Origin of the sequence: Flavihumibacter solisilvae, from assembly GCF_000814475.1 — a bacterium.
Classification (GTDB): domain Bacteria; phylum Bacteroidota; class Bacteroidia; order Chitinophagales; family Chitinophagaceae; genus Flavihumibacter; species Flavihumibacter solisilvae.
Window position 1 is genome coordinate 191,337 of the sequence record NZ_JSVC01000002.1, and the last position, 15,393, is coordinate 206,729.

The window sequence follows — 15,393 nt, forward strand, 5'->3', positions numbered from 1 at the left end:
TTAGCGGCATCAAACAACGGAACTATGTTAGACAAACTGGAAGCGATCAAGGCGAAATTTGACGACCTGGGAATTGCGTTGACGAACCCCGCGATCGTGAGCGATAATAAAAGATTCGGTGCGATGAGCAAAGAGTACCGCAGCCTTGAGAAGATTGTGAACGCCTACAATTCTTATAAAAATGTATTGGCTGACCTGGAAACATATCGTGAAGCTTTAGGCGGCGACGATGAGGAGCTGCGTGAACTCGCCAAGATCGAATTGCCTGAACTGGAAGAAAAGGAAGCAAAACTCGCCGCCGAAATCAGGCAGATGCTGATCCCGAAAGATCCGCAGGACGATAAGAACGCAATCCTGGAGATCCGGGCAGGAACGGGCGGTGATGAAGCCTCCCTGTTTGCAGGAGATCTGCTCGACATGTACCTGCGCTATTGCAACAGTAAAGGCTGGAAAACAGCAATTCTCAGTGAAAACGAAGGAACGGTTGGCGGGTTCAAGGAAGTGAACGTGGAAGTGATCGGTGAAGAAGTCTATGGAACCCTGAAGTTTGAAAGCGGGGTACACCGGGTGCAGCGGGTACCGGCCACAGAGGCCAGCGGCAGGGTGCACACAAGTGCTGCTACTGTTGCAGTAATGCCAGAGGCGGAAGACGTGGATGTCGAAATAAGGGACGCTGACGTAAAAATGGAAACCGCGAGGAGCGGGGGAGCAGGTGGACAGAACGTAAACAAAGTGGAAACCAAGGTGATGCTCACCCACATTCCGACAGGTACCGTCGTAATTTGCCAGACCGAACGTACCCAGCTTGGTAACCGGGAGAAGGCAATGCAAATGCTCCGGACGAAACTGTATGAGGAGGAAGTCCGCAAACAGGAAGAAGAAATTGCCAGGCACCGGAAAAGCCTCGTGAGCAGCGGCGACCGAAGCGCTAAAATCAGGACTTATAACTTCCCCCAGGGCAGGGTAACTGACCACCGGATTAACCATACCTCCTACAACCTGGACGCAGTGCTGAACGGGGGCATCCAGGAATTTATTGACCAGCTCCAGTTCGCCGAGAATGCGGGCAAACTGACCAATCAGCAGTAAAAAAGCGGTAAATTTTACAGGTTAGGAAAATTCCTATGTAACCATTGGTGAAATAAGTGTCAGTGGTACACGTATAATTTCCGTAAACCTACCTATAAGTGGTATGCAGATGCCTGAAATCGACGGAATTCAGGGCAGATGCAGGGTGTGCCTGTTAATTATTTATAAAATAACCCTTCGTTAGTTGCGGGGAAAATATAATCGTCGTTTCTTTGTGGTGTTGAAGGGAGTGAAAGAAGAAAAGAGAGGAAAGGTAGATTTCAAAGTTCTTTAACTAATGGCACACAACTCCTGGCAACTATTTTGCGTTATATATCTAAAGAAAGCGATTTAAGTTTTTGACTCTCACATAAGCAGTCAATTTTCTCATAAGCAGTTAGTTTTGGTTACGGCCCCTGTTTCTACAGGGGCTTTTTTTGTGCCCAGAACTTTGAGAAAAGGTAAGAAGCGGCCAAAACCCCTGCTACAGCGCCGATCCCGTCAAACAGCACATCATACCAATCGAAGTCGCGCTGGATCCATTTTGATTGCTGGAGATATTCAATCAGGAGTCCGTCAAGTACTGCAAGGAAAATAATCAGGAGATCCCGGTTCCTTTTTTTCTGGGGAATTATATCCCCCTTCAGGTTCAGAAAGATCATCCATGATCCTGTCAGGATAAAGTACAATCCGAAATGGACAACTTTATCAAGGTGAGGAATAACGATGAGTTTTCTTTCCGTGAATTCCCTGTCGGGAAAAAGGAGCAGAACATGCAGCAGGATAACCCATGCTACCGGGAAATATGACTTCCTGAATATTTGTAACATCGTGGTTATCCGACAATCGTTTTATAACCGGCAGCGTCGAGCAGTGCTTCAACATCAGCTGGGTTATTTACGGTCATTTTAATCATCCATCCATCTCCATAAGGATCACTGTTTACCAGCTCCGGTGTTGAGGAAAGCGCAGGGTTCACCTCGTTGATCGTTCCGGAAACTGGAAGAAACAAGTCGGAAACAGTTTTAACCGCTTCTACGGTTCCGAATATGGCTTCGGCCTCCAGGGCTTTACCAACTGTTTCGATTTCCACGTAAACAATGTCACCAAGTTCGCCTTGTGCAAAATCAGTAATACCGATTGTGGCAACATTTCCTTCCAGGCTGACCCATTCGTGGTCTTTGGTGTAACGTAACTTATCAGGAATATTCATCAGGTAATTTTTTGTAGTGCAAATATGGGAAAAAGATACAAGCCGGGGCGAATTTTTGAAACGGCTATTTGCTGACAAGTTTTGCTCTGATAATGCGAACCGGCTGCAATGGCCGATCCCCGCCCTGGCGGCCGGTTGTGGGTACAGATGCGATACTGTCAACAACATTGAGCCCGGCGATCACTTCGCCAAAAATTGTATAGTTCTGGTCGAGATGGGGTGCACCGCCCTCTGTCTTATAAACCTCACGATGTTCTGCAGGAATTTTTCGCCCTTTTAACCGGTAAACCTCCACTGAGTCAAGTCCCGCGTCCGTAAATTTTTTTCCCTGCACAATATAGAACTGGCTGCCGCTGCTTGCTTTTGTAGGATTTACATCATCGGACATCCTGGCTGCAGCCAATACCCCCTTATGATGAAAATAAGGCTGCCAGAATTCTGCAGGTACCGTATAGTTCGGTCCGCCGTTTCCCAATTCTGCTGTGTCTGAAGCATTCCGGCTCAACGGGTCACCGGCCTGGATCATAAAGTTCTGTATAACGCGGTGAAAGAGGACACTGTCATAGTATCCCTCCTTCACGAGTTTCAGGAAATTGTTCCGATGTGCCGGCGTTTCTTCATACAGGCGTAAAGTGATATTTCCTTTGGTAGTTTCGAGGACCACATCCTTTGAAAGATCCTTTTTTCGCAACCCGTTACCAAGCTTTGGATTACAGGCAGGTATAACGGCAGATACGAAACAGGCCAGTATAAGGCAGTTCCGGACAAGGCGGCTGTGGTATGTCATTTGGACCATTTTTTTGGGTCTCAGAAACCCTGCTTTTCGAAGTACAGTAATACGTGATCTTTCAGGAAATCTTCCTGTTCCTTTGGATTTAAAACAGGCAGGGTTTTCAGCTGCTTAAAATGCGGCCAGCCATCAGCGTCGGTTCCGGCATACTCATAATAGCCGCTCTGCGACAGCAGGGAACATACGGCAACATGCATCAGGTCCTGTTTCTGTTCCTTGCTGAATTTCTCGCGGATCTCGCCGAATTCCTGGATTCCCACCAGGAAGAGAATTGTTTCCATATCGGGCTTCTTTCCGAATCGTTCCACCAGTTTGGCTTCAAGGTTCCACCAGCGTACCTGGAGGTCATCATGTAAATTCATAATGGCAAAGATAACCGCCCCTGACGCTTATCTTTGCGGCAAATTTATTTTGAGATGTTACAGGTGAACTTTATCAGGCAAAATGCTGATCTCGTGAAAGAAAGGCTGGCAGTCAGGAATTTTTCCAGGCCCGAGCTGGTCGATGAATTGCTGGCTCTTGACGAAAAGCGTAGGAAACTGCAGTTTGAAAGGGATGAAATTCAATCAAGGATCAACTCGGCATCCAAAATGATTGGCAACCTGATGAGGGAAGGGAAAAAGGAAGAAGCGGAAACGCAGAAACAGGAAGTGACTGCCCTGAAAGCAGCTATGGATGATGTGGCAGAACTGGACGGTATAGAATCTTCCATTCATGCGATCCTTGTCCAGATTCCAAACCTGCCATCACCACTCGTACCAAAGGGAAAGACACCCGAAGACAATGAAGTTGTCAGGGAAGGTGGCATCAGGCCCGCGTTCAACGGTGAAGTAAAACCGCACTGGGATCTTGTGCAACAATATGACCTGATAGATTTTGAATTGGGTAACAAGATCACAGGCAGTGGTTTCCCGGTTTATAAAAACAAGGGAGCCAGGCTTCAGCGTGCATTGATCCAGTATTTTCTTGATTATAACACTGCCGCCGGTTATATAGAATACCTGCCGCCATTTATGGTTAATGAATCATCAGCCTACGGCACAGGCCAGCTTCCTGACAAGGAGGGCCAGATGTACCATGCTACGGAGGATAATTTTTACCTGATCCCTACTGCCGAAGTACCGGTTACCAATATTTACCGCGATGAGATTTTAAAGGAAACCGAGCTTCCCGTCCGCATGACAGCGTACACACCTTGTTTCAGGAGGGAAGCGGGAAGCTATGGGAAAGACGTGCGTGGTCTGAACCGGCTGCATCAATTCGATAAAGTAGAGGTCGTTCAGCTTGTACACCCCGACAAAAGTTATGAAGTGCTCGATGCAATGGTAGCACATGTGGAGAAGCTGATCCAGTCACTTGAACTGCCTTACCGGATACTTCGGTTATGCGGTGGGGATATGGGTTTTACCTCGGCCCTCACTTACGACTTTGAAGTATACAGTGCTGCCCAGGAAAAATGGCTGGAAGTGAGCTCCGTTTCAAACTTCGAGTCATACCAGACCAACAGGATGAAGATCCGGTTCAAAGATGCCAACGGTAAATCGCAATTGCTGCATTCACTGAACGGAAGTGCCATGGCGCTTCCCCGCATAGTTGCCGCCCTGCTGGAAAATAACCAGGATAAAGACGGAATAAAGCTGCCTAAGGTTCTGCATTCTTATTTCGGCGCGGAACGAATTGGTGGTTGATCTGCAATAATTCATAAGTCAAAAACTGAATAGGTCAATGAGTGAATAAATCTGAGGTCGCGCTTAGAAATATTCACTTATTGACCTATTGACTTATTCACTTACCGATAAGTCGCAAGTAGGTTCACTCAATCCGCAAATGATGCCCTTGGTCCACCAGTTGCAAAAACTGCCAGCATCCGGCTTTTCTGGCCATTTGAGAACATGTACATGCAGGCATCGTCCGTGTAATCCATATAGTTCATGGTCATTTCAACCGGGCTGCCAGCGCATGTGCTGTAATGTGGAAAGGATGGACAACCATAGTTTGCAGCATTGTGTGAAGGGGTGTCGCCAACCTGGTCATTTCCACAGGTTGCATCACCCCAGATGTGACGCAGGTTAACCCAGTGACCAACCTCATGGGTTGCAGTCCGGCCCAGGTTGAAAGGAGCTGTAGCAGTCCCCGTTCTTCCGAAATACCGCTGGGCTACCACCACGCCATCCGTTGCTGCCGCTCCGCCAGGAAACTGCGCATATCCCAAAATTCCTCCCATATCATTGACTACCCAGATATTCAGGTTGTTTGCCGGGTCTGTCGCGTCAATACCGCCCTTTGCACTTTTCTTCATGTCGTTGTTAGTGCGCCAGCTACGCTTGTTTGCATACTTGCGTACAACTTTCGACAAGGTGAAATGAATGCCGACATTTGCTGCCACAGAGGTGAAGACGGAGGGCGTCTTACTGAAGTCACTGTTTGTCGCATTGAAATCTTCATTCAGCACACTTATCTGCGAAGCGATCTGTGCATCTGAAATGTTCTCAGTTGCGGTACGGTAGATCACATTTACCACAACGGGGATGGTAATTGTGCCGGTGGCAGCAAGTTGCATGCTCCGTGACTGGATCATCCTTGCCGTAAAACTTTCGATCTCCTGCATCTTTACCGCGAGTGAGGGGTTCTCCCTGATGTCCTGCTCCAAAACTTCCATCGCAGCACATTCCCGCTGGGTAACTGCCATTACCGGCTCATCAGTTTCATTGCCGGTTTTCCCAAGGTCAGATTTGGTACATCCTGCCAGCAAAAGTGTGGCCGCAGTGATGTTTAAAAATGTTTTTCTCATTCAGTACGTTTTAATGGTGAACAGATGTGTAGTGATCTGGAAATTATTAAAAATTCAAGATAAGTTCAGTGTCAAAAATCAATACCACGTTGCATTTCAGGGTAAATGAGTAAAATTGATCTGCTGCACTGTAATGAACGTTTAAACTTTTGATCATGTGGCTGGTCAAACCAGAAATCCTGAAAGTGAAAAAACACCTTATCCATAACCGTCATCTTTTGTGGCGGGCTGCATTTGGTCCTTCAACCGGCGATGTCAATGCCTTAAAAAACTCAACACCCAGGAGCATTTATCATGAACTTCTCCAGGCATCTGCGGGAATAATTAAGCCGATAAGCGTGCAGAGGGAGCCGGTAGCTTCCGGAGAGCCGATAATGCCCGGAACATTACCGGATGATGCGTTGCGTAAGCTGCAGCGGGAAGAGGTAAAAGTACTGAACCTGTTGTGGCTTGATGAGATGTGCAACGGTAAAGCACAGCTGCGTGAAAAAATGGCTTTTTTCTGGCATGGTCATTTCGCTTGCCGCAATCGTGATCCCCGTCTTCATGAAAAACTGCTCCATGTTATCCGTACCAATGCCCTGGAAAATTTCGGAACTCTCCTCAAGGGCGTCAGCAGGTCGGCAGCAATGGTTTATTTCCTCAACAATAACCAGAACAGGAAAGGTCACCCGAACGAAAATTTCGCGCGTGAACTGATGGAGCTTTTTACCATGGGCAGGGGCTACTATACGGAAGCCGATGTGCAGGAATCAGCCCGTGCTTTTACCGGGTGGAGCACTGATAAAGCGGGTGAATTTGTTTTCCGTAAACAGCTTCATGACCAGGGCCGGAAGTCATTTCTCGGCAGGCAGGGAAATTTTACCGGCGACGACATCATCGATATCATCCTTGAACAACCGGCGACAGCTACTTTCATCACTACAAAACTGTACCGGTTCTATGTTAGCGAAAGCCCTGACCCGGCCCATGTAGATTGGCTTTCCAAACGATTCTATCAATCCGGCTATAACATCCGGTCACTCCTGGAGGATATCCTGTTAAGCGACTGGTTCTACCATCCATCCATTATTGGCAACCGGATTAAATCACCTGTTGAATTGCTGGCCGGGGTGAGAAGGCAGTTCCCTATGGCTGTTTATGAAAAATCATCGCAACTGATGATTCAGCGCGTGCTGGGACAGACACTCTTCGTGCCGCCAGGTGTAGCGGGCTGGCCAACGGGGCGGGGATGGATAGACGGAGCTTCCTTATTGTTCAGGCTTCGCCTTCCTGCTTTATTGTCTCTTAAAAAGCAGGACGCATGGACCACGTTCGCAGCGGGGTTTGCAGAAAAGGAAAGAAGTAAGATAATACAGGCATTAACTGGTTATTGGTTACAGTCACCTTCATCGCCATCATCTGACAGTATGCTTCACAATGTGAATGCCGGAGATCCGGAAGACAAAATGATCATGTCTGTTTCACTGAACCTGTTGAGTACACCTGAATACCAAATGTGCTGATTCAAACTAACTAACTATGCTGATTAAACGAAGATCATTTATCCAGTCCGGGTCACTCGCTGCCGCATCTTTGTTTGTTCCCCGGATGCTGAAGGCATTTGAAGGTCCGGGAGCGCTTCCCGCGGGAAATAAGATTCTTATAGTGTTGCAGCTGACCGGTGGAAATGATGGACTCAATACTTTTATTCCTTACCGCAATGACCTGTATTACCGCTCGCGGCCACGAATTGGAATTAAAAGGGAACGTGCCTTGCACCTGACGGATGAAATGGGAGTCAATAGTGCATTGCCATACTTCAAAACTTTATTTGATGAAGGTAATATGGGCATCCTGAACAGTGTTGGCTATCCGCAGCCTGACAGGTCACATTTTCGAAGCATGGACATCTGGCATACCGCCAGCAATTCAACTGAATATTTAAATACCGGATGGCTTGGAAGATACCTGGATCAGGAATGCGCTTCATGCGAACATCCCTCACAGGCGCTCGAAATTGATGAAGTGCTGGGTCTTTGCCTGAAAGGCAATATACATAACGGAATTGCATTCACTGATGCTGCAAGGTTGTACCGCACGGCAAAGGATCCTTTGTTGACTAAACTCGTCAGCTCACACGAACATGAACATTCCTCACATACGGTTGATTACCTCTACCAGACACTGGCAGGCACTGTGAATAATGCCGGTTACATTTTTCAAAACAGCAGGCAGTTCCCTGTATCTGCGGCGTACCCGGGAACCAGTATCGGGAAGGATCTCAAAACAATTGCCTCACTCATTTTATCTGATATCAATACCTGTGTCTATTATCTATCTGTTGGCAGTTTTGATACCCATGCAGCACAGGAATCGAGGCAACAGAAACTGTTCCGGGATCTGGACGAAGCCATTGCTGTTTTTGTTGCAGATATGAAACGGCACTCGCGGTTTGATGATATTCTTATTGCAGGCTTTTCAGAATTTGGCAGAAGGGTGGAACAGAATTCAAGTGGCGGAACAGACCATGGTGCTGCCAACAACATGTTCTTTCTGGGTGGTAAAATAAAACAGCAGGGCCTGCTGAACGACCTTCCTGATCTTGCAGACCTCGACGATGGTGACATCCGTTACAAGGTTGATTTCAGGCAGGTTTATGCGACCCTGCTGGAAAGTTGGCTTGGCGTACAATCACAAACGATCCTTAACGGAAAATTTACGCCCCTGCCTTTCTTATAATTTTCTCAGCCAGATATTTCTGAAGCTGACCGGGTTACCGTGATCCTGCAATTGAATGCTGAGGGGACCATGTTTTTCATAAAACGGTTTTCCGATATACAGTGTTTTGCCGGTAAGTTCAACATTGTTCTGTACAAGCACATTGTTATGCAGTACAGTGATGCGAGCCGGACTTTCCAGTGTACCGTCGCTTTTGAACCTGGGTGCTGTGAAGATCACATCATAGCTTTGCCACTCTCCGGGTTTACGGCAGGCATTAACAAGCGGGATGAGTTGTTTGTAAAGACTTCCTGCCTGTCCGTTGGAATATGTTTTATTGTTGTAGTTATCCAGAACCTGCAATTCATATTGCTCCATCAGGAAAATGCCACTGTTGCCCCTTCCCTGGCCTTCGCCTTCTACTTTAGCCGGTGTTCTCCACTCAATATGCAGCTGGCAGTCGCTGAACTGCTGTTTGGTCTTGATGTCGCCCGCTCCGCCTTTAACGGTCAGGATCCCATTTTCGACTGTCCAACCCGGTTGGCCGCCATTTTTCGCGCTGACCCATTCATTAAGGGAGCTGCCGTCAAATAATACAATTGCATCAGAAGGAGCTTTCTGTGCATTTCCCGGTTCAATAACGGGAGGTACTGGTTGCCAGACTTCAGTTGCTTTCGGATCACCCTGTTGCTGGGCGCTTGATTCAGATTGCATGGCCAATAATACGCTTAAGGAAAAGAATAGATATTTCATGTTTTTCAGTTAACGTTTTAAAGTTAAGTAATCCGGTCAATTCATCGGATCAGTATGAAGCTGCCTTTTTTCAGGTATTGCTTGCCGTTATAATCTGTACCACTGATGGTCCATGTATAGTTTCCGGCAGGTTGCTTTATCCCATTGATAGTGCCGTCCCATCCTTCCGTCCTGGTGCTGCTGTATACCTGTTGTCCCAACCGGTTAAAAATGTGGAAATATTGAAGCGATCTCATGCCGACGGCGATAAAGCGGTAGCGCTCATTCCGGCCGTCTCCATTTGGCGAGAATGCTGTTGGCATGTAAAGCTCCGGACCCTTGTATATCTTGATGGTGATACTATCTGTAGTTTCACAACCCGCTGGTGAATAGGCGGTAAGAACGTAGGTAGCCTGCCGGTTATTAGTGGCAACCGGGTCTGGCCTGGCCGGGTCACTGAGTCCGCCTGCAGGTGACCAAACATAATAAGTGCCACCTGTTCCGTTCAGTTGCACCGGCTGGTTTTCAGCAGCTACAGTATCCCTTCCCGCGAAAGCCCTGGTCTGGTAGAATGCCGCCGAATGTTTTACAAGGTCGCTGAAGCACCCATTCTCACCCCGGCCTGTCACTGATATCGTATATAACCCCGCCGCAGATGGCCTAAACCGGTAGGAGTCAGATGCCGTATTCGTGCCTGTCGGTGACCATTGCCAGTTCACAACCGGGTTGCCTGGGTTGGTGGAACTGACCTGGAGCAGCAATTCTTCTCCCACGCAGTTATCTGATGAGTCTGCCAGGCTGATGGCGGGGAGTTCCAGTAATGCAACTGTTTTGCTCACGATTGCCGATTCACAGCCTTCCTTTGTTTTTACCGCGAGACTGATCTCTGCGGTGGATTTATCACTCACCTGGAGCGGGGGAGGGGATTTACCGGAAAATGTATTGCCATCGATAATCCAGTTCCATTCACTGATAGTTCCAAATTGCACATATGAAGTATCTGCCAGGGATAAAGGACTGTGTCCGCAGATTGTATCGGGAGCACTAAAACCGGCAACCGGGATTGAACCAATTGTGATTACCTGTTTGAAGGTGTCCGACCAGCAGCCATTATTTCCAAGGATGCTTGCGCCAACTGTGTAAACGCCAGGGTTCGGATATGCATGCGGGGGAGGATTTCGTTCATAGGTAAATGATCCGTCACCAAAATCCCAGTAGGTTTTTACGATGCTGCCGAATGAGGAGAAGTTTTCGTTGAATGTGACCTGCTGTGGTGCGCAGGTTTCAGCAGACGAAACAATATCATATGTGGATCGTAGTGAAGTGCAGAAGCGCTGGTGGTTGACACTGCCCCCTGTTGCAGCACTGAAGCCCCAGAAAACCAGCGGATCATTTGCAAATACCCGGGATACCAGGTCAATGGTTGCGGATACGCGTTCAACCCCGTCCATTGAAGCAGCTATGATCTTTGTGAGCGGGTTCCAGCTTACCCGTAGAATATGCCATTGGCAATCTTCGATGTTGTCGTTGTTGGCAAGTGCCGTTACAGGCCCGGAAAGATTGTTACTGCTGCTGTGGTTGATGTCGCCGTTCAGGTGTATCGTAATATGATCGTAGCCGGGGTCATTGTATTCAGTGTTTTGCCAGGTATCGATCACAATGCCCACACTTGGTGAAATGCCCTGGAAACCTATGCCGCCACCGGAGCTGCCGATATTTGTACTGATCGGTTGAAGCACAAAGACCATTCCATCCGCGCCATTTGCATCAATACAACCGAGGTTAACATCAAACTTGAAATCAAACGGCTGGCTCAGGTCGATCTTGTTGATATTCCATACTGAGCCGGAACGGAAATTTTCAGCAGTCGTTAGCGTGTAACAGTTACAGTTTTCCTTGTATGCAGAACCATTGATATGATAGGGACTGTCAACCTGCGACGGCTGGGCAATTCCGGAAAAAGCGGATAACAGTAACAGGTATAGGAGGAGGGAGGGCTTCAATGTCAATATTCGGGTAATAAAAAAACATCATTCCTTTGGATTGGAATGATGTTTTTTTATTGAATAAGCGGTAATTTTTATTACCAGCCTTGTTTTGCGATTCCTGCTTTGATGGCAGCCAATGCTTTTTCTTCATTGAGCATTGTGGTCAGCTTATTTCCTTTGCCGTCATTTCCCTGGGCCATATAACCCCCACGGGCGGTTTTGGTGATCACCGCTTCTTTAATCTCCACGCCTTTTTCCTTTGTCTTCACATTATATGCGGTCAGTTTGATATCAGCCATGATTAATTGTTTTTTATGGTTAGTGAATATTAAATCTAAAATTTCAAAGGCTTACAAGCTAGCCAAAAATTCCCAAAACCAACAAAATCAGTGCCCTATTTCGACAATTTTAAAATTATGTGTCAATTTTTGCGTATTTCGCATGGCTTTCAATGAATTCGCGGCGTGGTGCGACCTCATCACCCATCAGCATGCTAAACACACGATCTGCTTCTGCAGCACTTTCGATTGTTACTTTTTTCAATGACCTCGTATCCGGGTTCATCGTTGTTTCCCATAACTGGGTAGCGTTCATTTCACCAAGACCCTTATAACGCTGGATGTTTACACTGTCTTCCTTACCCCCGCCGAGTCTTTCAACGAGCATTTTCCTGTCCTCTTCTCCCCATGCGTAAGCCTGTTCCTTTCCTTTCTTAACCAGGTAAAGAGGTGGTTGTGCAATGTATACATATCCCTGCTCAACCATTTCTTTCATATACCGGTAGATGAAAGTGAGGATCAGTGTTGCAATATGCGAGCCATCAACGTCGGCATCGGTCATAATGATCAGCTTATGGTAGCGCAGCTTGGTGAGGTTGAGGGCCTTCGGGTCTTCCGGAGTTCCTACGGTTACGCCAAGCGCGGTGTACATATTGCGGATCTCTTCATTCTCATAGATCTTGTGTTCCATGGCTTTTTCCACGTTCAGGATCTTACCCCTGAGTGGAAGAATAGCCTGGAAGTTACGGTCACGGCCCTGCTTTGCAGTTCCGCCCGCCGAGTCACCTTCCACCAGGTAGAGCTCACAACGCTCTGCATCCCTTTCTGAACAATCCGCCAGTTTACCAGGCAAACCACCACCGCTCAAAACAGTTTTCCGCTGCACCATTTCGCGGGCTTTCCGGGCTGCCACCCTTGCCTGTGCTGCGAGGATTACTTTGCTGATTACATTTTTCGCTTCCTTGGGATTTTCCTCCAGGTAGGAATCGAGTGCCCTGCTCACAGTTGTTTCCACCACACCGCTCACTTCACTGTTTCCCAGCTTTGTTTTGGTCTGGCCTTCGAACTGCGGTTCGGGAACCTTAACCGAAATGATGGCGCTTAAGCCCTCGCGGAAGTCATCTCCTTCCACTTCGATCTTGGCTTTCTCAAACATGCCTTCCTTATCACCATAGCTTTTGAACACCCGTGTCAGCGCCCTTCGGAAGCCGGTTACGTGGGTACCACCTTCAATGGTATTGATGTTGTTTACGTAGCTGAAGATATGTTCCTTGAAATCGTTGTTATATGAAAGCGCCACTTCAACGGATACATGTGACCCCTCATCATAGCCTTCGACATACAATGTCTTGGCAATAAGCGAAGTCCGGTTTGCGCTGGCATCGAGCATTTCAACAAATTCCACGATACCACCCTCGCTGTAGAAAGTATTCGTATAGTGCTGGCCGTTGTCGTCTTTTTCGCGCAGGTCATTAAGCGTAATGCTGATCCGGCGATTCAGGAATGCCAGCTCGCGAAGACGACCTTCGAGGATCTCGCGGTTGTAAATAGTGACGGTGAAGATCGAATGATCCGGCCAGAAATGTACCCTGGTACCTGTCTGGTCGGTAGTGCCGATCTCCCGAACGGCATACTTCGGCACGCCGATACTGTATTCCTGCTCAAAGATTTTTCCTTCGCGTTCAACAGTTACATGAAGACGGGTACTCAGTGCGTTCACACAGCTCACACCCACACCATGCAGACCGCCTGATACCTTGTAGGTGTTCTTATCGAACTTACCCCCGGCATGCAGGACCGTCATTACCACTTCGAGTGCGCTTCTTTTCTCTTTGGTGTGCATGGCGGTCGGGATTCCCCGGCCATCATCCGAAACAGAAACGGAATTGTCCTCGTGTATGTTGACGATAATGTTTTTGGCATATCCTGCAAGGGCCTCATCAATGGAGTTGTCTACCACTTCATAAACCAGGTGGTGCAATCCCTTAACGCCGATGTCACCAATGTACATGGCCGGTCGTTTCCTAACCGCTTCCAGGCCTTCAAGTACCTGGATGCTATCAGCGCCATAACCACTCGGACTGGTAAGCGTTTTTTCGGGGGTTTCAATACTCATACTATCTGTCTGTAAATCGCTGTTTTAAATAAAATTGTGCTATTGGCAAATGTACGGAAAAGCAAGGGTAGATCGGCTGTTTTTAACGCCCTTAATGGCAATGTGGAAAACGGGTAGAAAGGAGGGTGAAATCACCTGCAGGCCCGCTCTGTCAGCAAACTGTAAAATCTGCCGGGCTTTCGATGTTCTGCCTCCAATAAGGCATTTTGATGTACTTTTGTCGCCCCATGCATCAGGCACCCGATATATTGTCACTGGCCCGGAAAGCACCGGTTATGCACGATGAACTCGAATTGATGCACCAGAAAGGCCAGCAGATTCCCGGATCTGTTCAGTATACCATTTACCGGTACCGGAAAGTGCCACAATGGGATATGGATGACCTGGGCATGCTCGTTTATCACCGTGTGGAACCGAAAAGCAGCCAGAATTATATAGAGTTACGCTTTTGCATATCCGGTAATATGTATTGTCGGGAGAAGGTTTCGGAATGTAACAACTGTAAAGCTAACCAGACGCTGGCCTGTGAACATCGGGCTTCAAGTATCGATGTGTTGAGCTTTGTGTTTTCTCCTACCCATTTATCCCAGTACAGTTATGCCGGAAAGGGAAAGAATTTACCGGACGAAATAGTGAGCTTCCGGCATGCGTCGTCGTTTTCCAAGACCCTTTCCCTTTGTAGCCGGACCCGGATGGTACTGGAAGCCCTGTTGAACCATACTTATTCCGGTTCAATGGAAAACATTTTCATCAATGCACAGCTGCAGATGCTTTTGCTGTACAGCCTGGAATGCATGATCGGTGAAAAGGAGGAAACTGCTTTCTCCTGTAAGTTCCTGGCTAATGATGCCGACAGGGAAAAGATCGAAAAAGCAAGGGAAGTATTACTGCAGCATATAGGTGAACCGCTTACCATAAAGGAACTCAGCCGGAAGGTTGCCATCAATGAATGCTACCTCAAAAAAGGTTTCAAGGAATTGTATGGTACCACCGTATTCGACTTTTATCAAAGCCAGCGAATGGAACACGCCCGTTACCTTCTTTATGAGAAAGGTTTAAGCGTGACAGAAGTATCCCTGATGTTGGGTTATTCCTCGATTTCGCATTTTTCTACTGCCTTCAAGAAGCACACCGGAATCAAGCCCTGTGAACTGTTGCTCCATTAACAGTCGCCTGTGCGATTCCCCGCAAATTTATTGATCTGTTATTTTCCGGGCCCACGGTAGGCCATAATGTCCCTGTCGAACAGGTAGAGACCACTTTTATCTTCGCCAATAAGCTCCAGCTTTTCATTAAGTGTCCTGGCCAGGCGCTCTTCTTCCATTTGCTCAGTTACATACCACTGCAGGAAGTTGTGGGTTGCATAATCTTTTTCTGACAAAGCCTGGTGTACAATGTCATTAATACTATCACTTACTTTTATTTCATGTTTCAAAAACTCGGAGAAGGCATTCTGAAGGCTCCGGAACGTAAGGATCGGCTGCTCGAGCGGCGGAACAATGGCAAAACCACCCCTCTCATTGATAAAGGTGATCAGTTTAAGCATATGCACCCGCTCTTCGTCCGACTGTTTGTAAAAAAAAGCAGTTACACCCTGCAATCCCGGTTGTATGTCAGCCCATGAAGCCATTGCCAGGTATGCCTGGGATGATTCGGCTTCCATCTGAACCTGCTTATTTAGTGCCTCCTGCATTGTTTTTGATAACATGGCAATGAT

15 protein-coding genes are annotated in these 15,393 nt (G+C 47.5%); 5 read left to right on the forward strand and 10 right to left on the reverse strand.

Features of this window, described 5'->3' with window-relative positions; all coding sequences use genetic code 11:
• Positions 1-24: 24 nt before the first annotated feature.
• A complete protein-coding gene (prfA, locus tag OI18_RS02680) occupies positions 25-1,089 on the forward strand; it encodes a peptide chain release factor 1 (RefSeq protein WP_039136897.1) in 1,065 nt (354 codons plus the stop codon).
• 401 nt (positions 1,090-1,490) lie between these two features.
• On the opposite strand, the gene OI18_RS02685 is transcribed toward prfA, so the two are convergent.
• From OI18_RS02685 to OI18_RS02700, 4 genes are all read right to left on the reverse strand, one after another.
• Entirely contained in the window at positions 1,491-1,898 is a 408-nt protein-coding gene (locus OI18_RS02685; protein ID WP_039136899.1) for a VanZ family protein, read from the reverse strand.
• A 5-nt stretch (positions 1,899-1,903) separates the two neighbouring features.
• The gene (gcvH, locus tag OI18_RS02690) at positions 1,904-2,281 is read right to left on the reverse strand and encodes a glycine cleavage system protein GcvH (protein ID WP_039136901.1); all 378 of its coding nucleotides are present in this window, start codon (positions 2,279-2,281) and stop codon (positions 1,904-1,906) included.
• 64 nt (positions 2,282-2,345) lie between these two features.
• Entirely contained in the window at positions 2,346-3,068 is a 723-nt protein-coding gene (locus tag OI18_RS02695; RefSeq protein WP_072038938.1) for a peptidylprolyl isomerase, read from the reverse strand.
• 20 nt (positions 3,069-3,088) lie between these two features.
• Entirely contained in the window at positions 3,089-3,433 is a 345-nt protein-coding gene (locus OI18_RS02700) for a hypothetical protein (RefSeq protein ID WP_039136903.1), read from the reverse strand.
• 54 nt (positions 3,434-3,487) lie between these two features.
• Between OI18_RS02700 and serS the strand changes: the two genes are divergently transcribed.
• The gene (serS, locus tag OI18_RS02705) at positions 3,488-4,759 is read left to right on the forward strand and encodes a serine--tRNA ligase (RefSeq protein WP_039136905.1); all 1,272 of its coding nucleotides are present in this window, start codon (positions 3,488-3,490) and stop codon (positions 4,757-4,759) included.
• A 128-nt stretch (positions 4,760-4,887) separates the two neighbouring features.
• On the opposite strand, the gene OI18_RS02710 is transcribed toward serS, so the two are convergent.
• The gene (locus OI18_RS02710) at positions 4,888-5,862 is read right to left on the reverse strand and encodes a zinc metalloprotease (protein WP_039136907.1); all 975 of its coding nucleotides are present in this window, start codon (positions 5,860-5,862) and stop codon (positions 4,888-4,890) included.
• Positions 5,863-6,017: 155 nt separating this feature from the next.
• Between OI18_RS02710 and OI18_RS02715 the strand changes: the two genes are divergently transcribed.
• Positions 6,018-7,367: a DUF1800 domain-containing protein gene (locus tag OI18_RS02715; RefSeq protein ID WP_052272811.1), complete on the forward strand. Its 1,350-nt coding sequence runs from the start codon at positions 6,018-6,020 to the stop codon at positions 7,365-7,367.
• A 16-nt stretch (positions 7,368-7,383) separates the two neighbouring features.
• A complete protein-coding gene (locus OI18_RS02720) occupies positions 7,384-8,583 on the forward strand; it encodes a DUF1501 domain-containing protein (protein ID WP_039136909.1) in 1,200 nt (399 codons plus the stop codon).
• On the opposite strand, the gene OI18_RS02725 is transcribed toward OI18_RS02720, so the two are convergent.
• From OI18_RS02725 to gyrB, 4 genes are all read right to left on the reverse strand, one after another.
• Positions 8,578-9,315 carry a 3-keto-disaccharide hydrolase gene (locus OI18_RS02725; protein WP_082037828.1) on the reverse strand — a complete coding sequence of 246 codons (738 nt, stop codon included), beginning with the start codon at positions 9,313-9,315 and terminating at the stop codon, positions 8,578-8,580. The two genes, OI18_RS02720 and OI18_RS02725, sit on opposite strands and share 6 nt — an antisense overlap.
• Positions 9,316-9,356: 41 nt before the next feature.
• Complete coding sequence (locus OI18_RS02730; RefSeq protein WP_039136913.1) at positions 9,357-11,297, reverse strand: T9SS C-terminal target domain-containing protein; 1,941 nt, start codon at positions 11,295-11,297, stop codon at positions 9,357-9,359.
• Positions 11,298-11,377: 80 nt separating this feature from the next.
• Positions 11,378-11,581, reverse strand: coding sequence for a hypothetical protein (locus OI18_RS02735; RefSeq protein WP_039136915.1), 204 nt, complete (start codon positions 11,579-11,581; stop codon positions 11,378-11,380).
• Between the two features lie 115 nt (positions 11,582-11,696).
• Positions 11,697-13,676, reverse strand: a complete 1,980-nt coding sequence (gene gyrB / locus OI18_RS02740) for a DNA topoisomerase (ATP-hydrolyzing) subunit B (protein ID WP_039136917.1) — start codon at positions 13,674-13,676, stop codon at positions 11,697-11,699.
• A 227-nt stretch (positions 13,677-13,903) separates the two neighbouring features.
• On the opposite strand from gyrB, the gene OI18_RS02745 reads away from it, so the two are divergent.
• Positions 13,904-14,842: a helix-turn-helix domain-containing protein gene (locus tag OI18_RS02745; RefSeq protein ID WP_039136919.1), complete on the forward strand. Its 939-nt coding sequence runs from the start codon at positions 13,904-13,906 to the stop codon at positions 14,840-14,842.
• Between the two features lie 38 nt (positions 14,843-14,880).
• Here OI18_RS02745 and OI18_RS02750 read toward each other — a convergent pair whose 3' ends face one another.
• Positions 14,881-15,384 carry a ferritin gene (locus OI18_RS02750; protein ID WP_039136921.1) on the reverse strand — a complete coding sequence of 168 codons (504 nt, stop codon included), beginning with the start codon at positions 15,382-15,384 and terminating at the stop codon, positions 14,881-14,883.
• Between the last annotated feature and the right edge of the window lie 9 nt (positions 15,385-15,393).